Source organism: Mesorhizobium sp. WSM4898, assembly GCF_029625845.1.
GTDB lineage: Bacteria > Pseudomonadota > Alphaproteobacteria > Rhizobiales > Rhizobiaceae > Mesorhizobium.
Window position 1 is genome coordinate 384,454 of record NZ_JARTVQ010000001.1, and the last position, 23,661, is coordinate 408,114.

General features: G+C 64.9%; 27 protein-coding genes. 12 read left to right on the forward strand and 15 right to left on the reverse strand.

Translation table 11 applies throughout. The features are described 5' to 3' along the window. Positions 1 to 7: 7 nt before the first annotated feature. Positions 8 to 382, reverse strand: a complete 375-nt coding sequence (locus tag P9228_RS01945; RefSeq protein ID WP_067323734.1) for a GtrA family protein — start codon at positions 380 to 382, stop codon at positions 8 to 10. Then, positions 382 to 1,392, reverse strand: a complete 1,011-nt coding sequence (locus P9228_RS01950; protein WP_278052102.1) for a glycosyltransferase — start codon at positions 1,390 to 1,392, stop codon at positions 382 to 384. The genes P9228_RS01945 and P9228_RS01950 overlap by 1 nt, the downstream gene beginning before the upstream one ends. 239 nt (positions 1,393 to 1,631) lie before the next feature. Here P9228_RS01950 and P9228_RS01955 point away from each other — a divergent pair, with 239 nt between their 5' ends. The 6 genes from P9228_RS01955 to P9228_RS01980 all read left to right on the forward strand — a co-directional run bounded on the left by P9228_RS01955 (position 1,632) and on the right by P9228_RS01980 (position 7,494). After that, positions 1,632 to 2,981, forward strand: a complete 1,350-nt coding sequence (locus P9228_RS01955) for an EAL domain-containing protein (protein WP_067324636.1) — start codon at positions 1,632 to 1,634, stop codon at positions 2,979 to 2,981. A gap of 153 nt (positions 2,982 to 3,134) precedes the next feature. Continuing rightward, on the forward strand, positions 3,135 to 3,902 hold the full coding sequence (locus tag P9228_RS01960) for an SDR family oxidoreductase (RefSeq protein ID WP_095799432.1): 768 nt from the start codon (positions 3,135 to 3,137) through the stop codon (positions 3,900 to 3,902). After that, complete coding sequence (locus tag P9228_RS01965; RefSeq protein ID WP_278052103.1) at positions 3,899 to 4,834, forward strand: 2-dehydro-3-deoxygalactonokinase; 936 nt, start codon at positions 3,899 to 3,901, stop codon at positions 4,832 to 4,834. The genes P9228_RS01960 and P9228_RS01965 overlap by 4 nt, the downstream gene beginning before the upstream one ends. After that, a complete protein-coding gene (locus tag P9228_RS01970; protein WP_095799000.1) occupies positions 4,831 to 5,469 on the forward strand; it encodes a 2-dehydro-3-deoxy-6-phosphogalactonate aldolase in 639 nt (212 codons plus the stop codon). The genes P9228_RS01965 and P9228_RS01970 overlap by 4 nt, the downstream gene beginning before the upstream one ends. Continuing rightward, a complete protein-coding gene (locus tag P9228_RS01975) occupies positions 5,469 to 6,341 on the forward strand; it encodes an SMP-30/gluconolactonase/LRE family protein (protein WP_278052104.1) in 873 nt (290 codons plus the stop codon). The genes P9228_RS01970 and P9228_RS01975 overlap by 1 nt, the downstream gene beginning before the upstream one ends. Positions 6,342 to 6,435: 94 nt before the next feature. Then, complete coding sequence (locus tag P9228_RS01980; protein WP_278052105.1) at positions 6,436 to 7,494, forward strand: D-alanine:D-lactate ligase-like protein; 1,059 nt, start codon at positions 6,436 to 6,438, stop codon at positions 7,492 to 7,494. A gap of 125 nt (positions 7,495 to 7,619) precedes the next feature. Here the strand turns inward: P9228_RS01980 and P9228_RS01985 are convergent, their stop codons facing one another. The 10 genes from P9228_RS01985 to P9228_RS02030 all read right to left on the reverse strand — a co-directional run bounded on the left by P9228_RS01985 (position 7,620) and on the right by P9228_RS02030 (position 17,292). Continuing rightward, on the reverse strand, positions 7,620 to 7,907 hold the full coding sequence (locus tag P9228_RS01985; protein WP_127213857.1) for a DUF1330 domain-containing protein: 288 nt from the start codon (positions 7,905 to 7,907) through the stop codon (positions 7,620 to 7,622). A gap of 36 nt (positions 7,908 to 7,943) precedes the next feature. Then, positions 7,944 to 8,645: an orotidine-5'-phosphate decarboxylase gene (gene pyrF, locus P9228_RS01990; protein WP_278052106.1), complete on the reverse strand. Its 702-nt coding sequence runs from the start codon at positions 8,643 to 8,645 to the stop codon at positions 7,944 to 7,946. Next, positions 8,645 to 9,241, reverse strand: coding sequence for an NADPH-dependent FMN reductase (locus P9228_RS01995; protein ID WP_278052107.1), 597 nt, complete (start codon positions 9,239 to 9,241; stop codon positions 8,645 to 8,647). The genes pyrF and P9228_RS01995 overlap by 1 nt, the downstream gene beginning before the upstream one ends. A 75-nt stretch (positions 9,242 to 9,316) precedes the next feature. Next, positions 9,317 to 9,922: a phospholipid N-methyltransferase PmtA gene (gene pmtA, locus P9228_RS02000; protein ID WP_278052108.1), complete on the reverse strand. Its 606-nt coding sequence runs from the start codon at positions 9,920 to 9,922 to the stop codon at positions 9,317 to 9,319. A gap of 121 nt (positions 9,923 to 10,043) precedes the next feature. Then, entirely contained in the window at positions 10,044 to 11,174 is a 1,131-nt protein-coding gene (gene dnaJ / locus P9228_RS02005; RefSeq protein ID WP_067003083.1) for a molecular chaperone DnaJ, read from the reverse strand. 220 nt (positions 11,175 to 11,394) lie between these two features. Next, entirely contained in the window at positions 11,395 to 13,311 is a 1,917-nt protein-coding gene (gene dnaK / locus P9228_RS02010; protein ID WP_095782077.1) for a molecular chaperone DnaK, read from the reverse strand. A 385-nt stretch (positions 13,312 to 13,696) separates the two neighbouring features. Continuing rightward, positions 13,697 to 14,695 carry an LLM class flavin-dependent oxidoreductase gene (locus tag P9228_RS02015; protein WP_278052109.1) on the reverse strand — a complete coding sequence of 333 codons (999 nt, stop codon included), beginning with the start codon at positions 14,693 to 14,695 and terminating at the stop codon, positions 13,697 to 13,699. 3 nt (positions 14,696 to 14,698) lie between these two features. Beyond that, positions 14,699 to 14,890 (reverse strand): hypothetical protein, encoded by a 192-nt coding sequence (locus P9228_RS02020; RefSeq protein WP_245459223.1) that lies wholly within the window; start codon positions 14,888 to 14,890, stop codon positions 14,699 to 14,701. 88 nt (positions 14,891 to 14,978) lie between these two features. After that, positions 14,979 to 16,148 (reverse strand): AI-2E family transporter, encoded by a 1,170-nt coding sequence (locus P9228_RS02025; protein WP_067003075.1) that lies wholly within the window; start codon positions 16,146 to 16,148, stop codon positions 14,979 to 14,981. Positions 16,149 to 16,239: 91 nt separating this feature from the next. Next, positions 16,240 to 17,292, reverse strand: a complete 1,053-nt coding sequence (locus P9228_RS02030; RefSeq protein WP_095799007.1) for an LLM class flavin-dependent oxidoreductase — start codon at positions 17,290 to 17,292, stop codon at positions 16,240 to 16,242. 225 nt (positions 17,293 to 17,517) lie between these two features. On the opposite strand from P9228_RS02030, the gene P9228_RS02035 reads away from it, so the two are divergent. After that, positions 17,518 to 17,946, forward strand: a complete 429-nt coding sequence (locus P9228_RS02035; RefSeq protein ID WP_095776825.1) for a DUF6481 family protein — start codon at positions 17,518 to 17,520, stop codon at positions 17,944 to 17,946. Positions 17,947 to 18,011: 65 nt separating this feature from the next. Here the strand turns inward: P9228_RS02035 and sugE are convergent, their stop codons facing one another. Together sugE and P9228_RS02045 are read right to left on the reverse strand one after the other, a co-directional pair. After that, the gene (sugE, locus tag P9228_RS02040) at positions 18,012 to 18,326 is read right to left on the reverse strand and encodes a quaternary ammonium compound efflux SMR transporter SugE (RefSeq protein ID WP_095825476.1); all 315 of its coding nucleotides are present in this window, start codon (positions 18,324 to 18,326) and stop codon (positions 18,012 to 18,014) included. 197 nt (positions 18,327 to 18,523) lie between these two features. Further along, positions 18,524 to 18,649: a hypothetical protein gene (locus P9228_RS02045; protein ID WP_082953831.1), complete on the reverse strand. Its 126-nt coding sequence runs from the start codon at positions 18,647 to 18,649 to the stop codon at positions 18,524 to 18,526. A gap of 247 nt (positions 18,650 to 18,896) precedes the next feature. Here P9228_RS02045 and P9228_RS02050 point away from each other — a divergent pair, with 247 nt between their 5' ends. After that, positions 18,897 to 19,856 (forward strand): cation diffusion facilitator family transporter, encoded by a 960-nt coding sequence (locus P9228_RS02050; protein ID WP_278052110.1) that lies wholly within the window; start codon positions 18,897 to 18,899, stop codon positions 19,854 to 19,856. A gap of 34 nt (positions 19,857 to 19,890) precedes the next feature. Next, positions 19,891 to 20,295 (forward strand): GFA family protein, encoded by a 405-nt coding sequence (locus tag P9228_RS02055; protein WP_067323761.1) that lies wholly within the window; start codon positions 19,891 to 19,893, stop codon positions 20,293 to 20,295. Positions 20,296 to 20,310: 15 nt separating this feature from the next. Here P9228_RS02055 and P9228_RS02060 read toward each other — a convergent pair whose 3' ends face one another. After that, positions 20,311 to 21,561: a DNA recombination protein RmuC gene (locus P9228_RS02060; RefSeq protein WP_278052111.1), complete on the reverse strand. Its 1,251-nt coding sequence runs from the start codon at positions 21,559 to 21,561 to the stop codon at positions 20,311 to 20,313. 103 nt (positions 21,562 to 21,664) lie between these two features. Between P9228_RS02060 and def the strand changes: the two genes are divergently transcribed. The 3 genes from def to P9228_RS02075 are packed head-to-tail and all read left to right on the forward strand — an operon-like array spanning position 21,665 to position 23,640. Next, a complete protein-coding gene (def, locus tag P9228_RS02065; protein WP_067323765.1) occupies positions 21,665 to 22,195 on the forward strand; it encodes a peptide deformylase in 531 nt (176 codons plus the stop codon). Positions 22,196 to 22,201: 6 nt separating this feature from the next. Then, on the forward strand, positions 22,202 to 23,137 hold the full coding sequence (fmt, locus tag P9228_RS02070) for a methionyl-tRNA formyltransferase (protein ID WP_095799012.1): 936 nt from the start codon (positions 22,202 to 22,204) through the stop codon (positions 23,135 to 23,137). Then, on the forward strand, positions 23,134 to 23,640 hold the full coding sequence (locus P9228_RS02075; protein WP_067323775.1) for an N-acetyltransferase: 507 nt from the start codon (positions 23,134 to 23,136) through the stop codon (positions 23,638 to 23,640). The genes fmt and P9228_RS02075 overlap by 4 nt, the downstream gene beginning before the upstream one ends. Positions 23,641 to 23,661: the final 21 nt, after the last annotated feature.

A 23,661-nucleotide genomic window follows, 5' to 3' on the forward strand; every position in this document is an offset into this window, starting at 1 on the left:
CCAGAGATTATCGGTCGAAGACCAGCCGGGAATAGCCGACGAAGGACAGCGCCATCGCGACCAGCGAGGCGACCGTCAGCGCCGCCAGCGGCGGCAGGGAGGGCAGCGCGAACAGAAGGGCACAATAGACGAGATAATTGACGATGCTGGTGGCGACGCCGACGCCGCCGTAACGCGCGCCTTCCTGCGCGATGCCTCGGCTCGACGGCGCAAAGGTCAGATGCCGGTTGATCTGCCAGGTGACGGTGAGCGCGAAGCCGATCGACAGCACGCGCGCCGCCAGCGGTCCGAGCGGCGTGACGGAAAGCAGCAGCCAGAGCGCGGCCGCATCGGCAACGAAGCCGATGCCGCCGGCAAGCACGAAGCGGGCAAGCCGGACCATCAGGCGGCTCGCGAGGCCTTGCCCGGCTCCCTCTTCGGGGAGGCCTCGCCGTTGAAGCCCGCGCGTCGCTCGATGCGGCCGGCAGGGATGGAAAGATAGAAGATGCGCTTCTGTTCGGCCCGGCCGCGCGACACCGAATCGAGGATCAGCCCGGTGACCATCGCCAGCATGGACAAGAGGAGCAGGCCAACCGACAGCACCCAGGTCGGCATGCGCGGAACAAGTCCTGTCTCGGCGAACTCGATCAGCACCGGGATCATCAGCCCGATGCTGGCCGCCAGGAAGAACAGGGCAAACGTGCCGAAGAAACGCAGCGGCTGCGTCTCCTTCACCAACATGGCGAACATCCACAGGATCCTGGCGCCGTCGCGGAAAGTCGACAGCTTCGACGATGAGCCTTCCGGGCGGCGGCCGTAGTCGAGCGCCATCTCGTTCACCGGCAGCTTGAGCTGCGAGGCATGGACCGACATCTCGGTCTCGATCTCGAAGCCGCCGGAAACCGCCGGGAAGCTCTTGACGAAGCGCCGCGAAAAGACCCGGTAGCCGGAAAAGATATCGGTGAAATCGGCGCCGAACAGGCCCTTGTAGAGCCGGTTGAAGATGCGGTTGCCGAAGGCGTGGCCGGAGCGGCCGGCGTCGTCGGTGACGCCCCGCCGGGTGCCCACCACCATGTCCGAGCGCTCGGTCAAGAGTGTGTTGATCAGCTCCGGCGCATCTTCCGGCGCGTAGGTGCCGTCGCCGTCCGCCATCACATAGATGTCGGCGTCGATGTCGGCGAACATGCGGCGCACGACATTGCCCTTGCCCTGACGCGGTTCGCGCACGACGACCGCGCCGGCCGCCCGAGCCCTGAGCGCGGTCATGTCCTTCGAATTGTTGTCGTAGACATAGATAGTCGCGGAGGGCAGCGTCTCGCGGAAGCGCCGCACGACCTCGCCGATTGTCAGCTCCTCATTGTAGCAGGGCAGGAGCACGGCGATCGCCGGCTCGTTGCGGACCTCGTGCGGCATGCCTGTCTCCGGTGCCCGGGCCCAGCCGACCAGCCGCGCCAATGCCGGCGTCTCCGGGCCGCTTGACTATTTATTGAAGCTGTTAATACCCGGTTTAAGCCTCCATCGCCAAAGACCCTGGACCGCTAGGCGTGGCGCCAAGACCCTTTCCGCAACTTCAGAAAATCGATTTTCCGATACCTTTCCTAAACGCTTTGCTGCCAGTCTGGTTACAAATTCCCCATCAGAACAGGGACATGATGCAAACGACGTTTGGCACCGGGCAGCCAGGCAGGGAAAACGCGGATCTGGCCTTCACCGATCCGCTGACCGGGCTTGGCAACCATCGTCGCTTTTACGACAAGGTCGATCGCCTGATCAGCGATCGCGCCGACGATCCCGCGCCATTCACCGTCGGCATCCTCGACCTCGACGGCTTCAAGCCGATCAACGACCTGTTCGGCCACAAGGCCGGCGACGACATCCTGATCCAGGTGGCTATGCGCTTGCGTGCCTCGATGGATGGCTATTCCACCGTCTGTCGCATCGGCGCCGACGAGTTCGCCTTCCTCTACCCGATGGTGTTCAGCGAGGAGCAGGCGGCCGAGAAGTCGCGCATGCTGATCGAGATCCTGTCGGCACCCTATGATGTCGGCGAGCGCACCGCCAGATTGTCGGCTTCGGTCGGCTGCTCGCTGTTTTATTCCGGCGACGAGACCACAGAGATCCTGATCAACAAGGCCGAGACCGCGCTCTACCACGCCAAGCGCTCGGGCCGCGGCCGCGTCGTCGTCTACACCCGCGAGATGGAGGAGGCCGCCAAGCGCGTCACCCGCATCGAGCAGGCGCTGCGCCGCGCCGTCTCGGCCGGCGAGGTCGAGCCGCATTTCCAGCCGATCGTCGACCTCACCAGTCGCCGCACCATCGGCTTCGAGACGCTGGCTCGCTGGACCGACCGCGATCTCGGCATGGTGCCGCCGAGCGTGTTCATTCCCATCGCCGAGGAGCGCGGCATCATCGGCCCGCTGTCGCAGCTGGTGCTGCGCAAGGCGACCGAGGCGGCGCGCAACTGGCCGAAGGACCTGTTCCTGTCCTTCAACCTGTCGCCCTCGCAGCTTGTCGACCAGAACACCGGCCTGCATATCCTGGCGATCCTCGACCGCACCGGCTTCGATCCGCGCCGGCTGGAGATCGAGATCACCGAAACCGGCCTGATGACCGACCCGGCTTCGGCCGAGAAGATCGTCGAGGATCTGCGCCGCGTCGGCATCCGCGTCTCGCTCGACGATTTCGGCACCGGCCAGTCGTCGCTCGGACGCCTGCGCGAATTCCATTTCGACAAGCTGAAGATCGATCGCGCCTTCGTTTCCTCGATCCTCGAAGACCGCCCCTCGGAACACATCATCCGTGCCATTCTCGCCATGTGCGAAGGACTCGGCATGGACGTTGTGGCCGAAGGCATAGAGGAGGAAGCGCAGGCCGACCGCCTCGTCCAGTTCGGCTGCGCGGGTGGCCAGGGGTATCTGTTCGGCAAGCCCGTCGATGCCGACGCCACGCTTGGCTATCTGCGCGATTCCTATCGCGGCGCGCTGCGCGCCAAGGCGATCTGATCGACCAACCTGCGATCCAAGCCGACCCGTCTGCGCCTCACGGAAGCGCGGCTGCTATTTTGTCAGACATATTGCCGCCGAAATCGCCTTTTCACCCTTGCTCCCGGGGCCGGCATGGCTAGGATGCGCGCCGGCCAAAGGGAGACAGAAATCATGATGCCATCGGCGCGTTTCGCCGACCTCGACGGCGCCTCGGTGTTGATCACCGGCGGCGGTTCCGGCATCGGCGCGGCGCTGACCGAGGGCTTCATGCGGCAAGGCGCCAAGGTCGCCTTCATCGACATCGCCGACAAGCCCAGCACGGCGCTGGCCGACCGTCTGGAGAGGGAGCTTGGCCGGCGTCCGCTCTATCTCAAGACCGATCTGCGCGACGTCGAGGCGCTGCGCGCCGCGGCAGCGAAGGCGGCGAAAGCGCATGGCGATGTCACGGCGCTGGTCAACAACGCCGCGCTCGACGATCGCCATGAGGTGAAGGATGTCACGGTCGAGTTCTGGGACAACAACCTGGCCATCAACCTGCGGCCGCATTTCTTCACCGCCCAGGCGGTGGCGCCGGGCATGAAGCGCGCCGGCCGCGGCTCGATCATCAATTTCAGCTCCACGTCCTACCTCATCAACCATCCCGACCTGCCGGCTTATACCGCCGCCAAGGCCGGTATCCTCGGCCTCACCAAAGGTCTTGCCGGCAAGCTCGGCGCCGACGGCATCCGCGTCAACGCGGTTGCGCCCGGCTGGGTGATCACCGAACGCCAGCGCGAGCTTTGGGTCACCGAGCAGGCGCTTGACGCCCATGTCGCCAAGCAATGCATCAAGCAGCCCATGCAGCCCGACGACATTGTCGGTACGGTGCTGTTCCTGGCGTCGGACGCCTCGCGCATGCTGACCGCGCAAATGCTGATCGTCGACGGAGGCGTGCTGTGAGCGGCGCGCCTGCGGTCGCCGCCCTCGACTGGGGCACGACCAGGCTCAGGGCCTGGCTGCTTGACGGCGCGGGTCAGGTGCTCGCCGAGCGGCGCGGCGACGACGGCCTGATCACCGCGCGCGAAAAGGGTTTTGCGACGGTGCTGGAAGGCCATCTCGCCGCCATGGGCGCGCCGGAGTCCCTGCCGGTCATCATCTGCGGCATGGCGGGTTCCCGCCAGGGCTGGATCGAGGCGCCATACGTCACCGTGCCTGCCCCGATCGGCGCCATCTTGGCAGGCGCCGCCCGCATCGAAGGCGAGCGCCGCGACATCCGTATCGTGCCCGGCCTCGCCCAGCGCCTCGCCGACGCGCCGGATGTCATGCGCGGCGAGGAAACGCAGCTTGCCGGCGCGAATCTGCCGCCAACGGGGCGCCACATCGTCTGCATGCCGGGCACCCATTCCAAATGGGTCGTGGCCGAGGACGGCGCGGTCGCCGGCTTCGGCACCTGGCCGACCGGCGAGTTGTTTTCGGTATTGGCCGCGCATTCGATCCTGAAACATTCGCTGGGCGAACATCCGGCACCAGTCACGGCGGATGGTCCGTTCTTCCGTCAGTGGTGCGAGCGGGCGCTGGGCGAAGGCGGCGACGTTACCTCAAAGCTGTTTGCGATCCGCGCCGCCGGGCTGCTGCAAGATTTGAAATCCGACGAGGCGGCGGCGTGCCTGTCCGGGCTGTTGATCGGCGGCGAGATCGCTTCGGCGAAGCGGCGCTACGGCATCAGTGGAGCGCCCGTCGTGCTGATCGCTTCCGGCGCGCTGGCTTCGCTCTATGGCGCCGCTCTTGGCTTCGCCGGTCTTGCTTTTCGGATCGTCGATGCGGATGAAGCGGTGCGCGCCGGTCTTGTCGAAGCCGCGCGCGAGAACCGCATGATCGGAGGCGACGCGTGACGCAGACAGCACCCTTTCCGAAATTGAAACGCGGGCTGGTCGCCATCCTGCGTGGCCTCAAGCCGACCGAGGCGATCTCAATAGGCCAGGCGGTCTTCGACGCTGGCATCGAGGCGATCGAGGTGCCGCTCAATTCGCCGGAACCGTTTTCGTCGATCACCAGGATCGCGGAAGTCCTCCCCGAAACCGCACTGGTCGGCGCCGGCACGGTGCTGACGGCGGCCGATGTCAATGCCTTGCATAAGGCCGGCGGCCGGCTGCTGGTCAGCCCCAACATCGATGCCGATGTCATGGGCCGCGCCATGAAGTATGGCATGGTGACGATGCCGGGCGTGTTCACGCCCACCGAGGCCTTCCAGGCGATCAGGCTCGGTGCTTCGGCGCTTAAATTCTTCCCGGCAAGCGTGCTCGGCGCCGGCGGCATTTCGGCGATCCGCGCCGTGCTGCCGGCAACGGCGCTGATCGGCGCAGTCGGCGGCGTTTCGGACAAGGATTTTGCCGGCTACAAAGCCGTCGGCGTCAGCGTCTTCGGCTTGGGGTCGAGCCTTTATAAGCCGGGCGCCAGCGTCGATGAAGTGGCTGAGCGCGCCCGTGCCGCGGTCGCGGCCTGGGACGAAGCCTTCGGAGGGATTTGATGGACAGCGTTTCGGTCTTCAGCGATCACATTTGCCAGTTGGGGGAGGGACCGAGCTACGATCCTGGCACCGAGACACTGTTCTGGTTCGACATCGTCAATGGCAAGCTTCTGGAAAAGCCGCTCGCCGGCGCGCTGAAAATCCATGATCTCGGCGTGATGGCCAGCGCCATCGCCATCATCGACGATGCCCGCCAGCTGATCGCCACCGAGATCGGCCTGCAGGTCCGCGATGTTGCGACCGGCAGGCTGACGCTGCACACGCCGATCGAAGCCGACAATCCGCTGACCCGCTCCAACGATTCCCGCGTCCATCCCTGCGGCGCGTTGTGGACCGGCACGATGGGCAAGGACGAGGGCAAGGGCGCCGGCGCGATCTACTGGTTCTTCAAGGGCGAGCTTCGCCGACTGTTCTCCGACATTACCGTGTCCAACTCGATCTGCTTTTCCGACGACGGGACGATCGCCTATTACACCGACACCGCGACCGGGCTTCTGATGCGCGTCGCTTGCGATCCGGCGACCGGCCTGCCGACGGGCGAGCCGAACGTCTTCGTCGATCATCGTTCGCAAAGAGGCTACGTCGACGGCTCGGTCGTCGACCGCGACGGCGTGCTGTGGAACGCCGTCTGGGGCGGCAAGGCGGTGAAGGCCTATTCGCCGGACGGCACGCTGCTGCGTGAAATCCCGATGCCGGTAACGCAGCCTTCCTGCCCCGCCTTTGTCGGGCCGAACGCCGACCGCCTTGCGGTGACATCGGCCTGGAAAGGCAAGGACGACAAGCAGCGCAAGCTCGATCCTCAGGCCGGCATGACCTTCCTGCTCGACATTCCGGTCCGGGGCCGCTTCGAGCCGCGCGTGCTGATCGCCTGAGCGGCTTGCGCATTATCGCTCGCTCAGGTCGGTTTCCTGAAAGCCGATTGCAACCGCCATGCGATGGTAGCACCAGACTTTTCTGGGAGCTTCCATGCCGAGCAACGGCCCGACGCTGATCCTTGTCCACGAGCCGGAGAAGGCTTGCTTCGACCGGCTGGTCGCCGACGGCTACCCGACGGAACGCGCAACCGAGATATCGTCCTATCTGGCGCAGTCGACCGACCTCGCGCCCGAATTCGGCCAGCTCGCCGCCGCTTGCGAAACGCGCGGCCTCACCTTGATGGCCGTCGAGCTGGACGACGCCGCGACCGTCTTGGCGAACGCCGATCCCGCCAAAACCCTGGTCTGGACGCTGACCGACGGCATCGCCTATTTCCGCGGCGGCGCTTCGCCTGCGCTGGCAAGGCTGAACGGACTGAAGACGATCGGCGCCGACGATTCGCTGTTCGCGCTCTGCCAGGACAAGTTCCGCTCCGGCGCCGTGCTCGGCGCGCTTGGCCTGCCGGTGCCGCCGGCCGGGCTGGCCCGCAATGGGAAATGGCTGGTCGACCCGCCGTCCTCGCCCGCCGGCTGGTTCGTCAAACCCAACCGGCTCGGCGCCAAGATCGGCATCTGGCCGGATTCGCGCTGTCGCGAACTTGGTCATGCACAGGAGCTCAGCCGGCGTGTCTTTGACCATTATCGCGACGATGTCGTCGTCCAGCCTTATGTCGCCGGCCGCAATGTGCGGGCAAGCTTCCTCGGTATGAGGCCGGATACCGGCGTCGAGGCGCTCGGCATCGCCTTCGTCGAGTCCGGCGGCGACTTTCAGACCATGGCCGACTCCATGGCGCTCTACGGCGATAGCGGCCAGGCCGCCAGGGACGCAGGCACCTATGCCGAGCCGGAGCTCGAGCAGGTCGCCGCCCGCCAGCCGGCGGCCGATCGCGCTATCCGCGCCATCGCGCAGGAGCTGATCGCCGGGCTTGGCCTGAAGGACGTCTTCTCGGTCGACTTCAGGGTCGAAGCCGACGACACCGTCCATCTCATCGAGTTCGAAGTCTGTCCCGGCCTGCCCTGCTTCGATTTCCGCGACTATTGCCGCAGGCAATGGAGCATGAGCCTGGCGGATGCGATGGCGGAGACGGCGACCAGCCGGCTGAGGGCATAAGCTTAGGGATTGGACCGGCCTGCGGCTGCGGAGCGGCTTTGAGACGCCGGCGAAGGATCGCTGCAAATCTCTATTCTGCGCCACCGCCTTCCTTGATCATGTCAAGGCAGAACGATTCAGACGAACTAAACGCCCTCGACCAGCACGATCTCGCCATCGGCCACTTTCTGGCGAATGGCGACGGCGCGCTGATATTCCGGCGAGTGGTAGCAGTCATGCGCGGCGGCAAGCGATTCGAACTCGATGATCACGTTGCGCGCGCGGCCGGGCCCCTCGGCCTTCTCATGCTCGCCGCCGCGCGCCAGGAATTTCGCGCCGAAGCGCTCGAAAGCCGGTTTGGCGGCGGCGACATAGTCCTTGTAGCCTTCCGGGTCGCGCACATCGACGCGGGCAACCCAATATCCCTTTGGCATCATTTCTCCTGTTTCGGTTCGCAAACGGGATCGGCTTTATGCCGAGCACATTTCGGCCAAGATAGCCTCGGCCGCCGCCCGCCGATCCGGCGCCTTGACGATCGGCCTGCCGACGACAAGGTGGCTGGAGCCGTTGCGGATCGCCTGCGCCGGCGTCACCACACGCTTCTGGTCGCCATGGTCGCTGCCGCTCGGCCGTATACCCGGCGTGACCACGGCCATGTCGGGACCGACGATCCGGCGCACGGCTTCGGCCTCCTCGGCCGAGCAGACGATGCCGCCCATGCCGGCATGCAGCGCCTGTTCGGCGCGCCTCAGCACCAGCGTGTGCGGATCGTGTTCATAGCCGGCATCGATCATGTCCTGCTCGTCCATCGAAGTCAGCACGGTCACCGCGAGCAGGCAGAGATCGCTGCCTTTGGCTGCTTCCACCGCCGCCTGCATCGCCTTGGGATAGGCATGCAGCGTCAGCATCGAGACCCCCATCCTGGCGATATTCTCGACCCCCTTGGCCACCGTGTTGTCGATATCGAGCAGCTTCATGTCGAGGAAGACCTTGGTGCCGCCGCTGGCGAGCTCGCGCGCGAAATCGAGCCCGCCGGCAAAGGCGAGCTGATAGCCGATCTTAAAGAAAGAGACGCTGCCTTCGAGCGCGCGCACCGTCTGTTCGGCTTCCTTCAGCGTCGGCACGTCGAGGCCGACGATCAGCCTGTCGCGCATGGTCTCGACCGGATGCATCAGACCTCGATCCTCACGGACAGCATGCGCGAGGTTTCGATCAGTGTACGGCATAGGCGCTCCATCGATTGGTGCAGTCTGGCGTCGCGGAATTGTCCGTCCTCGGCGAAGGCTTCATCGGCGCCGGAAACCGAGCATTCCGGCGTGATCACTTCCATCTGGCAGCGCACCAGCACCGCGCGCAGATGGTTGATGCAGCGTATGCCGGCAAACTTGCCCTCGGAGGAGGAGCAGAGCGCGACGGGCTTGCCGTAAAGCGGCCTGAACGAGCGGCTGCCGTCGCGCCGGAGCCGGCTCACCCAGTCGATGGAATTCTTCAAGAGCGGCGGGATCGAGCCGTTATATTCAGGCGTCGCGATCAGCAGCCCGTCATGGGCGGAAATCTGATGGCCGAGCTTCACGGCATTCTCGGGAATGCCTTTGTCCTTCTCAAGATCCTCGTCCATGATCGGCAGCGGATAGTCGCCGAGCGAGATGCGGGTCACCTCCGCACCCTGCATGGCGAGTTCCTTTTGCGCCACATCGGCCGTCCGGCCGCTGAAAGCGCCGGTGCGGATCGAGCCTGCAAAGACGAGGATTCTTGAGATTACTGCCATCGGCCACCTGTCGAGAGACGTATAGGCCGAAGAGCGATCAATCCCCAAGCGCTTTCGATGGCCAAGCGCTTTCGGTCAACATGCCTCGCGTCGGTAGATCCACAGCTGCGTCGGCGGAATGTTGCGGATGATGAAATCGAAATGCTTGACCGTGTAGTCGCCGCGGCCGGGCGGGATCGGCGACAGCGGGCCGTAGGTCAGCTGCACGATCGGCCGGCCGACGGGAATGCGGTCGAGCAGGCTTTCGATGTAGGCGATGCGCTGGGCGACCGGGAAATTGAGCAGCGGCACGCCGGAGACGACCGAATCGAACACCAAGTCGCGCTTGTCGCCGAGTGTTGCGGCGAGGTTGAAGGCGTCGCCCTCGATGACGTTGACGCGCGGGTAGAGCCGGCGCAGATGGCGCACGAAGTCGGTCGAGTATTCGATCGCGTAGAGGTTCTCCGGCTTCACGCCCTGGGCGAGAATGGCACGGGTGATGACGCCGGTGCCGGGGCCGACCTCCAGCACCGGCAGGCCCGATTTCGGGTTGACGATCGAGGCCATCTTGCGGGCGGTGACGGAACTGGTGGGAACGATCGAGCCGACAGCTTTCGGCTTGTCGATCCAGCCTTTGAAGAACTTCAGCTCGTCGTCGAATTTTTCCGTCAGCGCTTTGCGCAACCCGGGACCACGTGCCATGCGAGCTCTCCTCAACGCTCCCCGACTCGCTACTTAGCAGCTAGGTGGAACAAGGCAAGGCAAGATCTGGCATAAGATGTTGATGACGATGAGGCAGCGCGTCAACCCTGTCGCACCCCACTCAGGGCTCGCCGAAGGATTCGAAAAAGTCCTTCATGCGGGCGAAGAAGCCGCTCGACTGGGGCGAATTGTCCTTCGAGGAGAGCTGCTCGAACTCTTCCAGGAGCTCGCGCTGGCGCCGCGACAGGTTCTGCGGCGTCTCGACCGCGGTCTGGATGTAGAGATCGCCGACATTGGGCTGCCGCAGCACCGGCATGCCCTTGCCCTTCAGCCGGAACTGGCGGCCGTTCTGGGTGCCTTCCGGCACTTTCACCTTGGTCTGCGTGCCGTCGAGCGTGGTGACCTCGAACGAGCCGCCGAGGGCGGCGGTCGTCATCGAGATCGGCACCTTGCAGTAGAGGTCGGCGCCGTCGCGCTGGAAGAATTCGTGCGGCTTGACGGCAAGGAAGATGTAGAGGTCGCCCGAGGGGCCGCCGCGCAGGCCGGCCTCGCCCTCATTGGCAAGCCGGATGCGGGTTCCGTCCTCGATGCCGGCCGGGATGTTGACCGACAGCGAACGCTCCTCGGTGACGCGGCCCTGGCCGGCGCATTTCGGGCAGGGGTCCTTGATCGTCTGGCCGCGCCCCTGGCATTGCGGGCAGGTGCGCTCGATCGAGAAGAAGCCTTGCGTTGCCCGCACCTTGCCATGGCCGTGGCACATCGCGCAGGTGACCGGCTGCGTGCCGGGCTTGGCGCCGCTGCCGGAGCATTCCGAACAGGAAATCGATGCCGGCACGCGGATCTGCGCCGTCTTGCCCAAAAACGCCTCTTCCAGCGAGATTTCCATGTTGTAGCGCAGGTCGGCCCCGCGCTCGCGGCCGCCCGACGAGCGGCGCTGGCGGCCACCCATCATATCGCCGAAAATGTCTTCGAAGATGTCGGCGAAGCCGCCGGCGCCGAAGCCGTGCGCCGCGCCGTTCATGCCGCCCTGCTCGAAGGCGGCGTGGCCGAAACGGTCATAGGCCGCGCGCTTCTGCGGGTCCTTCAGCGTCTCGTAGGCTTCGTTGATTTCCTTGAACTTGTGCTCGCAGGCATGGTCGCCGGGGTTGCGGTCGGGATGGAACTGCATGGCGAGCTTGCGGAAAGCGCTCTTCAGCTCCTTGTCGTCGGCGCCTTTTTGCACGCCCAGCGTTTCGTAGAAATCAGCTTTCATTTTATCCCGCTGTCCGGATGCTCAATGTCTTCAAGCATTGTCGCGTCGTCGCCGGCACGTTGTTCGATTTAGGAGCGATGTTGCCCGGATGCCAGAGCCGAGCCGGGCTCACCGGTGTTTTTCCGTCAATTTTTGGGCCAGGTCCGCACTTTTTCGGTGAAGGTTGCAAAAAAGCCCGGCCTTGCGCCGGGCTTTTCGCATTATTTGGCCGTCAGCCGGCTCAGGCCGACTTCTTCTTGTCGTCGTCTTCGTCGATTTCCTCGAAGTCGGCGTCGACCACGTCCGAATCCTTGGCGGCGTCCGCCTTGGCGTCGGCTTCGGCCGCTTCCTTCTGCGAGGCCTCGTACATGGCCTGGCCAAGCTTCATCGAAGCTTCGGCGAGCGACTGCGACTTGGCCTCGATATCGGCCACGTCATCGCCTTCGGCTGCGGACTTCAGCGCCGCAATCGCGTCGGCGATCGCGGTGCGGTCGGCCTCCGAGACCTTGTCGCCATAGTCCTTCAGCGACTTCTCGGACGAATGCACCAGCGATTCGGCCTGGTTGCGCGCCTCGACGAGGGCGCGGCGCTTCTTGTCGGCCTCGGCATTGGCCTCGGCGTCCTTCACCATCTTCTCGATGTCGGCGTCGGACAGACCACCCGAAGCCTGGATGCGGATCTGGTGCTCCTTGCCGGTGCCCTTGTCCTTGGCCGAGACGTTGACGATGCCGTTGGCGTCGATGTCGAAGGTGACCTCGATCTGCGGCACGCCGCGCGGAGCCGGCGGAATGCCGACCAGATCGAACTGGCCGAGCAGCTTGTTGTCGGCCGCCATCTCGCGCTCGCCCTGGAAGACGCGGATGGTCACCGCCGACTGCGAATCCTCGGCCGTCGAGAACACCTGGCTCTTCTTAGTCGGGATCGTGGTGTTGCGTTCGATCAGCCTGGTGAAAACGCCGCCCAGCGTCTCGATGCCGAGCGACAGCGGCGTCACGTCGAGCAACAGCACGTCCTTCACGTCGCCCTGCAGCACGCCGGCCTGGATGGCGGCGCCGAGCGCGACCACCTCATCCGGGTTGACGCCCTTGTGCGGCTCCTTGCCGAAGAACTGCTTCACGATCTCCTGGATCTTGGGCATGCGGGTCATGCCGCCGACCAGCACCACTTCGTCGATCTCGCCCGCCTTCAGGCCGGCATCCTTGAGCGCCGCCTTGCAGGGGTCGATGGTGCGCTGCACGAGGTCCTCGACCAGGCTCTCGAACTTCGCCCGGGTGAGCTTCATCGTCAGGTGCTTCGGCCCGCTGGCGTCGGCAGTGATGAAGGGCAGGTTGATCTCGGTCTGCGTCGTCGACGACAGCTCGATCTTGGCCTTCTCGGCCGCTTCCTTCAGGCGCTGCAGGGCGAGCTTGTCGGCCTTGAGGTCGATGCCTTGCTCCTTCTTGAACTCGGCCGCCAGGTACTCGACCAGGCGCATGTCGAAGTCCTCGCCGCCGAGGAAGGTGTCGCCGTTGGTCGACTTCACCTCGAAGACGCCGTCGCCGATCTCGAGCACCGAAATGTCGAACGTGCCGCCGCCAAGGTCATAGACGGCAATGGTCTTGCCGTCCTTCTTCTCCAGACCATAGGCAAGTGCGGCAGCCGTCGGCTCGTTGATGATGCGCAGCACTTCGAGGCCGGCGATCTTGCCGGCGTCCTTGGTCGCCTGGCGCTGGGCATCATTGAAATAGGCCGGAACGGTGATGACCGCTTTCTCGACCTTCTCGCCGAGATAGGCTTCCGCCGTTTCCTTCATCTTCTGCAGGATCATGGCCGAGATCTGGCTGGGCGAAAGCTTCTTGCCGCCTGCCTCGACCCAGGCATCGCCATTGTCGCCCTTGACGATCTTGTAGGGGACAAGCTTCTTGTCCTTCTCCGTCACCGGATCGTCATAGCGGCGGCCGATCAGGCGCTTGACCGCGAAGATGGTGTTTTCAGGATTGGTGACCGCCTGGCGCTTGGCCGGCTGGCCAACGAGGCGTTCGCCATCGCTGTTGATGGCGACGATGGAAGGGGTCGTGCGCGCGCCTTCCGCATTCTCGATAACCTTTGGCTCCTTGCCGTCCATGATGGCGATGCAGGAGTTGGTGGTTCCGAGGTCGATACCGATTACTTTTGCCATTGTTCTAGTCTCTCCTCTAAGCAGGCTCTCAGGACCCTGATAAGGCGTTCCGACGAAAGCCCCTGTTCACAAGAAATTCCGCCACGGTCCCCGGGTTTTCAAGGCCGGGCGGTTGGCGCGTATATAAGAACAGGCGGCACGAGGCGCAAGCATCCTGCGCAACGCATCCACCAAGCCGATCGCCTGTCAGGAACGGTGCTAAATCGCCAATTTTGCGGCCGATTTGCCGCCCGATACGCCCGGACCGAGGTAAATCCGGCGCGGGCAAAAACGTCGCAGTCGCCATGATCGGGGCGTGAATGCCTGCGAACGGAGTTGCGCGGAGCTTCAGAAAGATGTGTTTTCCGCGATCGCTTGCGCCCCCCGGTCGACAGGCGGCCAGCGGTCAGGCGGCTTGCGACATCGATCTGCGCACGTCCGCGAGGATCTCGAAGGAGCGCACCCGCGCGGTGTGGTCGAACATCTGCGCCGTCACCATCAATTCGTCGGCGCCGGTGCGGCGCACGAAGGCGTCGATGCCCTGGCGGACCGTCTCCGGCGCGCCGACGACGGCACAGGACAGCGCCTGGGCCAGCATGGATCTGGCGACGGGATCAAGGTCGCGGTCGTAGTTTTCGACCGGCGGCGGCAGCTGGCCGGGCCGGCCGCTGCGCAGGTTGACGAAGGCCTGCTGCAGCGAGGTGAACAAAAGCTTCGCCTCGGCATTGGTGGGTGCCGCAAAGACATTGAGGCCGAGCATCACATAAGGCTTGTCGAGCTGCGCCGACGGCTGGAAGCGAGTGCGATAGACCTCCAGCGCGTGGTCGAGTTCGGCCGGCGCGAAATGCGAGGCGAAAGCATAGGGCAGCCCAAGCAGCGCCGCGAGCTGCGCGCCATAGAGGCTGGAGCCAAGGATCCAGACCGGCACGTCCTGGCCTTCGCCCGGCACCGCGCGGATGCGCTGACCTTCCTCGGCCGGCTGGAAATAGCCCATCAGCTCGACCACGTCCTGGGGGAAGTTGTCGCTGGCCTCCAGGTTGCGGCGAAGCGCCCGCGCCGTCATCATATCGGTGCCTGGCGCGCGACCGAGGCCGAGATCGATGCGGCCGGGGAAAAGTGCTGCCAGCGTGCCGAACTGCTCGGCAATCATCAGCGGCGCATGGTTGGGCAGCATGATGCCGCCGGCGCCGACGCGGATAGTCTTGGTGCCGCCGGCGACATGGGCGATGACAACCGACGTCGCGGCACTGGCAATGCCCGGCATGTTGTGGTGCTCGGCGAGCCAGTAGCGCTTGTAGCCAAGCCGCTCGGCATGGCGGGCAAGGTCGAGCGAATTGGCCAGCGACCGCGAGGCATCGCTGCCTTGCGTGATCGGCGACAGGTCGAGAACCGAAAGGGCCGTCATTGGTCAGGTCTCCACGATTTGCTTCTGCCGCAACCGGGCCTCGAATTCGGCGCGGTCGGGAATGACGATGGCGAACTGGCCTTCCAGCACGTCGGCGAGTTCGGTCGCCGAGGCGATTTCCCGCTGCTCGCTGCGGCCGCCGAGATGATGGATAGACAGGCGGTTGTTGCGCAGCGCGAGATCGAAGTCATTCATGCAGGCGGGTCCGGTTAGACCGGACCGATATAGGCACTCGCCATGGGCGCCGCAAACAGCCGGCCGGACATGCAGATTGGGCCAGGCCTCACGCGCCGGATTTGTGGTTGTTATCGCCGGCCTCGTCGTCGATCGCCATGGTTTGCTGCGCTGCGAGGAAATTGCCGACATGGCTGAGGCCATCGAAATGGTCGCAGAACACCTTGATGACCACCAGCAGCGGCACCGCCATCAGCGCGCCGACGAAACCCCAGAGCCAGGACCAGAAGGCGATGGCGATGAAGATCGCCACCGCGTTTATCTCGAGCCGCCGGCCGACCACCGTCGGGGTCACGAACTGGCCCTCGACGATGTCGCACAACAAAACGAAGGCGGGTGCCAGCAGGGCGTAGGGGATCGTATCGAAGCTGATCAGCGCGATGATCGTGACCAGCAGCAAGGTGATCAGCCCGCCGACATAGGGCAGGAAGTTGAGCAGCGCCGCGGCCGCGCCCCAGACCTGCGGGTTCGGCATCCCAAGTCCCCAAAGGCCAAGTCCGATCACCGTGCCGAGGCCGGCGTTGATGGCCGCCACGGTAAGCAGGTAATGGGAAATCTCGTGCTCGACGTCATAGACGATGCGCAGCGCGCGCTTCTTGTCGCTGAGGTGGGCGAAGGACTGGACGATCTTCTCGTAGAACAAGGTGCCGGAGGCGAGCAGGAACAGCGACAGCACGAAGACGAGGGTGATGCTCGTGCCGGCTCCCAGAATGTTGCTGGCCGCCGTCGACAGGATGCCGGACGGCGCCAGCGCGACCTTCTGCACACCCGGTTCCTGCGATGTCTCGGTCAGGGCCTGCAGTTGACGCGAGAGATCCATGACCCTCTCGAGCGGACGCTTGAAAGGCGCCAGCCGCTCGGTGAGTTGCTCGCCGATCGAGTAGCTGTTGTTGATGAGGTCGATGACCGGGCCGCTGAGCAGGTAACCGGCGCTGGCGAAGACGAAGAGGGACAGCAACACCAGCAGTGTCGCGGAGGCGACCTCGGGGATGCCGCGCTTGCGCAGGAAGCGCACGATCGGGGTCAGCGTCAGCGCCAGCAGGAAGGCGAGGATCACCGGCATGAAGAAGGCGCGGGCGAAATAAAGCGCGGCGATCGTTATCAGCACGAAGATGCCGATCAGCAGCAATCGAATCAGGCGCAATTCGGCGCGGGCGCTGGCGCGCTCGTCCGGGCTTTCGGCAACGTTCGAACCCGAAGCGCTCGTTTCGACCTTCATCCGTTCCCTCGCGATCGCCGAGGAAAACGTACGCGCCGCCGCCAAGGTTCCTTAGCCGGCGGTGAGGGCGCATCTTGCTGGGCAGGCGTGCTCAGGCGACGGGCGCCGGCGCGGCCTTCACCGTTTCCTTGCGCACGACCGGCGCCACCTTGGTGCCGTAGAGCTCGATCGCCTTCATGACCTTGGCATGCGGCATGGTGCCGATCGCCATCTGCAACAGGAAGCGGTCGTTGCCGAAGATCTTGTGCTGGGCGACGATCTTTTCCGCCACCTGTTCGGGATCGCCGACGAACAGCGCGCCGTTCGGCCCGCGCGCCTGATCGAAATGCGCCCGCGAGGTCGGCCCCCAGCCGCGCTCACGGCCGATGCGGTTCATCACCTCGGCTTGCGGTGCGTAGAAATCGTCGGCCGCCTTCTCGGTCGTCTCGCCGACGAAGCCATGCACGTTCAAGCTGGTCGCGAGCGAGGCGGGATCGTTGCCGGCGCGCCTTGCCGCCTCGCGATAGATCTCGAACAGCGGCGCGAAGCGGGCCGGCTCGCCGCCGATGATGGCAAGCGCCAGCGGCAGGCCGAGCACGCCGGCGCGGGCGGCGGACTGCGGCGTCCCGCCAATAGCGATCCAGATCGGCAGCTTGTCCCGGAAAGGTCGGGGATAGACGCCGCGGCCGTTGATCGGCGCGCGCAGCTTGCCCTGCCACGTCACCTTCACCTGGTCGCGGATGGCAAGCAGGAGATCGAGCTTCTCGGCGAAGAGCTCGTCATAGTCCTCGAGATTGTAACCGAACAGCGGAAACGATTCGATGAAGGAGCCGCGCCCGGCCATGATCTCGGCGCGGCCCCCGGACAGAAGGTCGAGCGTCGCGAACTGCTGGAAGACCCGCACCGGATCGTCGGAAGAAAGCACCGTGACCGCGCTGGTGAGCTTGATCCGCTTCGTCCGCTCCGCGGCCGCGGCCAGCGCCACGACCGGCGCCGAGGCCGCATAGTCGGGGCGATGGTGTTCGCCGAGGCCGAACACGTCGAGACCGACCTGGTCGGCCAGCTCGACCTCCTCGATCAGGTTGCGCAGCCGTTCGTGCGGGCCGATGGCGCCGGGGCCCGGCTCCGGGCTGACATCCGCGAAAGTGTAGAGGCCAAGTTCCATTTTCATGCATCCTGATGCGCCGCTTGGCGTTGATTGTTGGCGCTAGAGGTAGCGACCGGCCCCCAGAGCCGCCAGAGGCGCGATTTGTGAACAGTGCATCGCGCCGCGACGACGTATCCCGACGGCAACAGCCCAGATTTTCATGGCTGGCATACCGTTTTGGCGCTTGAACTCACCGCTTTCGCGCGTATGTAAGCGTCGCGAATTGACTTCAGGGAAGTGGACTTGGCTATTTACAGGGAAAAAGACATATTCGAGCGGCGCAACGCCGCGAACGAGGCAAAGAAGGCGCTCCTGGAGCGCTTCAAGTCAAAGCCGGCGGCGGACGACCCAGCGGTTCTGGCGCGTCAGGCGGAACGCAAGGCGATCCTCGAGGCCCGTGCTATCCGCGAGGCCGAGAAGGCCCGGTTGAAGCAGGAAAAGCTGGCGCGCGAAGCGGCCGAGAAGGCTGAACGCGAGGCAGTGGCCGAAGCGGCCCGTATTGCTGCCGAAGAGGCAGCGGCTGCCGAGGCCAAGATCCGCGAAGCCGAGGAAACCGAACGCATCGCCCGCCTGCTCGCCGAGGAGGCCGAACGCAAGGCCAAGCGCGATGCGCGCTACGCCGCCCGCAAGGCGCGCGTCGGTCGCACGCCTCCGGGCTTCTCGGCCCGCTAGGTTCGAGTTCGTTTCGAAAATGAGTCAGGGTCGCCAGGAGCGGCCCTGAACGCGTTCGTGCTACATCAGCCGACGAGCTTCAGCCCGACGATGCCGCAGACGATCAGGCCGATGCAGGCAAGCCGCACTGCGGTCGCCGGCTCGCCGAGCAGCCAGATGCCGAGCAAGGCCGTGCCGACAGTGCCGATGCCGGTCCATACCGCATAGGCCGTGCCGACGGGCAATGTCTTCAACGCAAGCCCGAGCAGGCCAAGGCTGACGATCATCGAGACGATCGTGAGCACGGTCGGCAGCGGCTTCGAGAAACCATCGGTATATTTGAGGCCGATCGCCCAGCCGATCTCGAACAGGCCGGCGAAGAAAAGGAAGATCCAGGACATCGCGAACGCTCCATCGATCGAGCATCGAATGCTCGACGTTTGACGTGGCGGGTCGTCCCGGCCGGGTTTCGGGGAAGCGAGGTCGTCCTCGCGGTACCGATATAGTGAGTTCTGTACCCCGATCAACAAAACACCGGCAGCATTCGGCATGCCGCCGGTTCAAATCCGCATCGAGACGGATCGGCCGCGCTGACGGCCTACTTCTCCTTGATGCGCATCGCCTTGACCGGCGGCGCCTTCGGAGCCGGGGCCGCGGCCGGTTTCTTGGCGTCCTTTTTCGGCTTGCGGGGTTCCTTGCCCGCCTTCATCGCACCTTTCGCCATGATTCGCTCCTCCGATTTGTGGGCAGCACAAGTGAAACAAGAGAAGCGCCCGACCGCAAGAGGCCGCTTGCAGCTTCGAAAGCCGGCTTGCGCTATGTCAACCGTTTTCCCTTCATCCCGCGACCTCGGGATCGATCAGGCAACAGAAATGCATAGCGGCATCTGAACCTCGGAGCGGCTGGCGCATTGTCGGTGGAGCTTTGGGCGGCGGCCGCTAAGCTCCCACTTGGAAGAGGATCGGAAGCGCATGGCAGGGCATAGCGGCTCGAAAAGAGTGATCTACGCCGCGCTCGCCGGCAATATTGCGATCGCGCTGACTAAATTCGCCGCAGCATTCTTCACAGGCTCTTCAGCCATGCTGTCGGAGGGGGTGCATTCGCTGGTCGACACGGGCAATGGCGCGCTTCTGCTTTACGGCATGCGCCGTGCCGCGCGCCCGCCCGACCTCACGCATCCGCTCGGACACGGACGCGAACTCTATTTCTGGAGCTTCATTGTCGCCCTGCTGGTGTTCGCGCTTGGCGCCGGCGTTTCCTTCTACGAGGGCGTCGTCCACATCATGGCGCCGGAACCGGTCGTCAACGCCAAGGTCAACTACATCGTGCTTGGTCTTTCTTTTCTGTTCGAAGGCAGTTCCTGGCTGGTGGCGCTGAAGGAGTTCCGCCAGCAAAAGGGCAAGCAGGGCTGGTTTCAGGCGGTGCGCCGCAGCAAGGACCCCAGCGTCTACACCGTGCTGTTCGAGGACAGCGCGGCGCTGCTCGGCCTCGTCGTCGCCTTCGCGGGCATCCTTACGTCTGAACTTCTGGCGATCCCCGAGCTCGACGGCGCCGGCTCGATCGGCATCGCCGTCATCCTGGGCGCCACCGCCATCTTCTTGGCGCGCGAGAGCAAGGGTCTGCTGCTCGGCGAGCCTGCTTCGCCCGAGGTGGAACGCAAGGTTCTGGTGATCGCCGACCACGACCCGGCCGTGCAGCGGGCGAACGGCATACTGAGCGTCCATATCGGCCCGCAGGAGATCGTCGCAGGCCTAAGCATCGAATTCGAGGATCATCTCACGGCGCCCGAGATCGAAGCCTGCGTTGAACGCCTGGAGGCGCGACTGAAAAAGGACATGCCCGAAATCACCAGGCTGTTCGTCAAGCCGCAGGCGACTGGCACATGGGAGCGCAGGCGTAAGGCTATCGCCGGGACCTCCGAAGAGGATTAGATTTGAGCGAAGCAATCTTTTGGGAGCAAGCCGAATGAGAATCGACGGCGGGTGTCATTGCGGCGCCATCACCTACGAAGCGGAGGTCGATCCCGAAAAGACCTCGATCTGCCATTGCACCGATTGCCAGCAACTGACGGGAACGGCCTTTCGCGTGACGGTGGGCGCGCCAGAGGAGGATTACCGGATTACCAAGGGCACGCCGAAGGTCTACATCAAGACCGGATCCAGCGGCGCCAAGCGCGCGCAGGGGTTTTGCGGCGAATGCGGATCGCATCTCTATGCGACGTCGGTTGGCGATGGACCGAAAATCTACGGCATTCGGGTGGGCACGGCGCGCCAGCGCGACCAGCTGGTGCCGAGAAGGCAGGTCTGGCACCGCTCGGCGTTGCACTGGCTGCCGGAAATCGAAGGCATCACGACCATCGAGGAGCAGTAGCGGCGCTACGACAGATCAGTCGTCGCCTTCGACGACGCGCAGCCTGAGCTGACCCGTCTTGGAATCGGCCACGCGCGCGCCCGCCTCCACCTTGGCAGGACCGCGTGGCGGTTCGGGCTCGCCCTCGGCGAACTCCAGCGCCTCGATTCTCTGGCCGCGTTTGGTGACCTTCGTCGTCGAGACGAGGATGTCGTCGATATCCCTGGCCGCCTGGCCGAAATGCGTCTGCAGCCGGCGCACGCGCTCGTCGACTCGCGCCACGTCCTCCATCAGGCGGATGACCTCGCCCCGGATCAGATGCGCCTGCTCGCGCATGCGCGCGTCCTTCAGGATCGCCTGGATGACCTGGATCGACAGCATCAGCAAGGACGGCGAGACGATGACGACGCGGGCGCGGTGCGCCTTCTGCACCACGGCCTCGAAATTCTCGTGAATCTCGGCGAATACCGATTCCGAGGGCACGAACATGAAGGCGGTGTCCTGCGTCTCGCCCTGGATCAGGTATTTTTCCGCGATATCGCGGATATGCACCTCGATGTCGCGCCGGAACGCCTGCGCCGCCGCCTTCTGCAAGTCGGCGGCTTCGGCGGCACGAATGGCATTCCAGGCCTCCAGCGGAAACTTGGCGTCGATGGCGAGCATCGGCGCGCCGTTCGGCATCCGCACCAGGCAGTCGGGCCGGCTGCCGTTGGAAAGGCTCGCCTGGAACTCGTAGGCGCCGTGCGGCAGGCCGTCGGCAATGATCGCCTCCATGCGCGACTGGCCGAAGGCGCCGCGAGTCTGCTTGTTGGAGAGGATCGCCTGCAGCTGCACGACCTGTCCGGCTAAAGACTGGATGTTGCCCTGCGCCGTGTCGATCACCGCCAGCCGCTCCTGTAGTTTGGCCAGGCTCTCATGCGTCGACTTGGTCTGCTCGGCCATGGTCTGGCCAAGACGGCCGGTCATCGCGTCGAGCCGCTGTCCGAGCGATTGGGTGAGCTCGGCCTGCCTGGCGCCGAACACTTCGGCGATCGCGCCCATGCGACCCTGCATCTCGGCCTGCGCCTGAAGAATGTCCGCCATCCTGGCCTCGGTGTCGCGGGCATGGTCGGCCGCTTCCGCCGCCGCCGCCGCGCGCGCCTTTCCCGCGCGCCACAACGCGATGACGAGCACCAGGAACAGCGTCAGCAGCAGCAGCGCTCCGAAGCCAAGCGCCTCGCCGAGCCTGATCGTCGTGGCGCCGAGCCGCGCGACGGGCTGCGAAAGGATCGAGGTCATGTCGTTCATTTGGGCAGCATAACCGATTCGCTCTGCTGGCACAGATCAAAACGTGAACAAGTCAAAGCCGCCCCGGTTGACGCTTTTCCATCGACGTCTTAGGTGAGACGCCATGTCGATCAAGCCGCTCATCATCCTTCCCGATCCAATCCTGCGCCAGGTTTCCAAACCGGTCGAGCGCGTCGACGGTGACTTGCGCAAGCTCACCGACGACATGCTGGAAACCATGTATGACGCGCCGGGAATCGGGCTGGCGGCGATCCAGGTCGGCGAGCCGCGGCGTTTGCTGGTCATCGACCTCGCCAAGGAAGGCGAGCCGCCGGCGCCGCATGTCTTCATCAATCCGGAAATCCTCGAAAGCTCCGACGAGCGCTCGGTCTATGAGGAAGGCTGCCTGTCGATCCCTGACTACTATGCCGAGGTCGAGCGTCCCGCGGCGGTGCGGGTGAAATATCTCGACCGCGAGGGCAAGCTGCAGGAGATGCAGGCCGAAGGCCTGATGGCGACCTGCCTGCAGCACGAGATCGACCATCTTAACGGCGTGCTGTTCATCGACCACATCTCGAAGCTGAAGCGCGACATGGTGGTCAGGAAATTCAAGAAGCTCGCCAAGGACAAGGCGCCGGGCAAGATGGCGGGCTAGAAGGGCATGCCCCTTCGCGTCATCTTCATGGGCACGCCGGAGTTTTCCGTGCCGACGCTCAGCGCCATCGCCGAGGCCGGCCACGAGATTGCCGCCGTCTATACGCAGCCGCCGCGCGCCGCCGGCCGGCGCGGGTTGGAATTGACGCCCTCGCCCGTGCAGCGCGAGGCGGAACGGCTCGGGCTCGAGGTGAGCACGCCGACATCGCTCAAGGCAGAGACCGAGCAGCAGGCCTTTGCCGGTTTGCGGGCCGATGTCGCCGTGGTCGTCGCCTATGGCCTGCTTCTGCCGAAACCCGTTCTTGAGGCCACCAGGCTCGGTTGCCTCAACGGCCATGCCTCACTTTTGCCGCGTTGGCGCGGTGCTGCTCCCATACAGCGCGCCATCATGGCCGGCGATGTCGAAACCGGCATGATGGTGATGCGCATGGAAGAGGGGCTGGACACCGGCCCGGTGGCATTGGTTGAAAAATGCGCCATTGGTCCCGATATGACCGCCGGGGAATTGCATGACCTCCTCATGGCTCGAGGCGCCTCGCTGATGGTGGATGCGCTCGCACAGTTGGGGATAAATTGTCTGACATTTGCCCCCCAGGCGACAGAGGGCGTGACCTACGCCCGAAAAATCGATAAATCGGAGACACGCGTAGACTGGACGCGGCCTGCCGGCGAAGTCCACAATCACATTCGCGGCCTCTCGCCCTTTCCGGGCGCGTGGTGCGAGGTCGAAATTGGTGGCCGCGTGGAGCGGCTGAAACTGCTTCGCTCGACGCTTTCCAACGGCGTCGGCGAGTCGGGAGGTATTCTCGATGATCGGCTGACGGTCGCCTGCGGGTCAGGCGCGGTGCGGCTGGTCGAAGTTCAACGGGCGGGTGGAAGGCCCGCCGCCGCGCAGGAGTTTTTGCGCGGGGCCAAGATCGAAAAAGGAACGAAACTCCAATGAGCATGATGTCGATACGTGCGGCGACGCCGCGGGATCGCGAGGCGATCCGCCTCGTCGAAGAGCATGCCTTCGGCCAGCAGGCGGAGGCCGGCCTGGTCGATGCGCTGGTCACCGGCGGCGACGCCGTCGTCGAGCTGGTTGCGGAAGAAGATGGCCAGGTCGTCGGCCACATCCTGTTTTCCAGGCTTTTTGTGCAGAACGGCGGCAAGCGCTTCGCGGCCGTGGCGCTGGCGCCGCTGGCCGTCGAGCCGTCCTTCCACGGCACCGGCATCGGCGGCGCGCTGATCCGCGAGGCGCATGTCCGCCTGAAGGAAGCCGGCGAGGCTTTGGCGGTGGTGCTCGGCGATCCGGCCTATTACGGCCGCTTCGGCTACACCCACGCCCGCGCCGAGAAATTCGAGAGCGAATACCAGGGCGAGGCGCTGCAGGCGCTGGCCTGGGGCGACGCGCCCGAGGCCGGCAGACTGCTATACGCTTCGGCCTTCACCGCGCTGGCCGCCTAGGCGAGCGCGAACGCAGAGCTG

What these genes read in the sequence shown, in the direction of transcription:
- P9228_RS01945 (WP_067323734.1), bottom strand. Translation starts at nt 382, where the DNA reads ATGGTCCGGCTTGCCCGCTTCGTGCTTGCCGGCGGCATCGGCTTCGTT.
- P9228_RS01950 (WP_278052102.1), bottom strand. Translation starts at nt 1,392, where the DNA reads ATGCCGCACGAGGTCCGCAACGAGCCGGCGATCGCCGTGCTCCTGCCC.
- P9228_RS01955 (WP_067324636.1), top strand. Translation starts at nt 1,632, where the DNA reads ATGCAAACGACGTTTGGCACCGGGCAGCCAGGCAGGGAAAACGCGGAT.
- P9228_RS01960 (WP_095799432.1), top strand. Translation starts at nt 3,135, where the DNA reads ATGATGCCATCGGCGCGTTTCGCCGACCTCGACGGCGCCTCGGTGTTG.
- P9228_RS01975 (WP_278052104.1), top strand. Translation starts at nt 5,469, where the DNA reads ATGGACAGCGTTTCGGTCTTCAGCGATCACATTTGCCAGTTGGGGGAG.
- P9228_RS01980 (WP_278052105.1), top strand. Translation starts at nt 6,436, where the DNA reads ATGCCGAGCAACGGCCCGACGCTGATCCTTGTCCACGAGCCGGAGAAG.
- P9228_RS01985 (WP_127213857.1), bottom strand. Translation starts at nt 7,907, where the DNA reads ATGCCAAAGGGATATTGGGTTGCCCGCGTCGATGTGCGCGACCCGGAA.
- pyrF (WP_278052106.1), bottom strand. Translation starts at nt 8,645, where the DNA reads ATGCATCCGGTCGAGACCATGCGCGACAGGCTGATCGTCGGCCTCGAC.
- P9228_RS01995 (WP_278052107.1), bottom strand. Translation starts at nt 9,241, where the DNA reads ATGGCAGTAATCTCAAGAATCCTCGTCTTTGCAGGCTCGATCCGCACC.
- pmtA (WP_278052108.1), bottom strand. Translation starts at nt 9,922, where the DNA reads ATGGCACGTGGTCCCGGGTTGCGCAAAGCGCTGACGGAAAAATTCGAC.
- dnaJ (WP_067003083.1), bottom strand. Translation starts at nt 11,174, where the DNA reads ATGAAAGCTGATTTCTACGAAACGCTGGGCGTGCAAAAAGGCGCCGAC.
- dnaK (WP_095782077.1), bottom strand. Translation starts at nt 13,311, where the DNA reads ATGGCAAAAGTAATCGGTATCGACCTCGGAACCACCAACTCCTGCATC.
- P9228_RS02015 (WP_278052109.1), bottom strand. Translation starts at nt 14,695, where the DNA reads ATGACGGCCCTTTCGGTTCTCGACCTGTCGCCGATCACGCAAGGCAGC.
- P9228_RS02020 (WP_245459223.1), bottom strand. Translation starts at nt 14,890, where the DNA reads ATGAATGACTTCGATCTCGCGCTGCGCAACAACCGCCTGTCTATCCAT.
- P9228_RS02025 (WP_067003075.1), bottom strand. Translation starts at nt 16,148, where the DNA reads ATGAAGGTCGAAACGAGCGCTTCGGGTTCGAACGTTGCCGAAAGCCCG.
- P9228_RS02030 (WP_095799007.1), bottom strand. Translation starts at nt 17,292, where the DNA reads ATGGAACTTGGCCTCTACACTTTCGCGGATGTCAGCCCGGAGCCGGGC.
- sugE (WP_095825476.1), bottom strand. Translation starts at nt 18,326, where the DNA reads ATGTCCTGGATCTTCCTTTTCTTCGCCGGCCTGTTCGAGATCGGCTGG.
- P9228_RS02045 (WP_082953831.1), bottom strand. Translation starts at nt 18,649, where the DNA reads ATGGCGAAAGGTGCGATGAAGGCGGGCAAGGAACCCCGCAAGCCGAAA.
- P9228_RS02050 (WP_278052110.1), top strand. Translation starts at nt 18,897, where the DNA reads ATGGCAGGGCATAGCGGCTCGAAAAGAGTGATCTACGCCGCGCTCGCC.
- P9228_RS02055 (WP_067323761.1), top strand. Translation starts at nt 19,891, where the DNA reads ATGAGAATCGACGGCGGGTGTCATTGCGGCGCCATCACCTACGAAGCG.
- P9228_RS02060 (WP_278052111.1), bottom strand. Translation starts at nt 21,561, where the DNA reads ATGAACGACATGACCTCGATCCTTTCGCAGCCCGTCGCGCGGCTCGGC.
- def (WP_067323765.1), top strand. Translation starts at nt 21,665, where the DNA reads ATGTCGATCAAGCCGCTCATCATCCTTCCCGATCCAATCCTGCGCCAG.
- fmt (WP_095799012.1), top strand. Translation starts at nt 22,202, where the DNA reads ATGCCCCTTCGCGTCATCTTCATGGGCACGCCGGAGTTTTCCGTGCCG.
- P9228_RS02075 (WP_067323775.1), top strand. Translation starts at nt 23,134, where the DNA reads ATGAGCATGATGTCGATACGTGCGGCGACGCCGCGGGATCGCGAGGCG.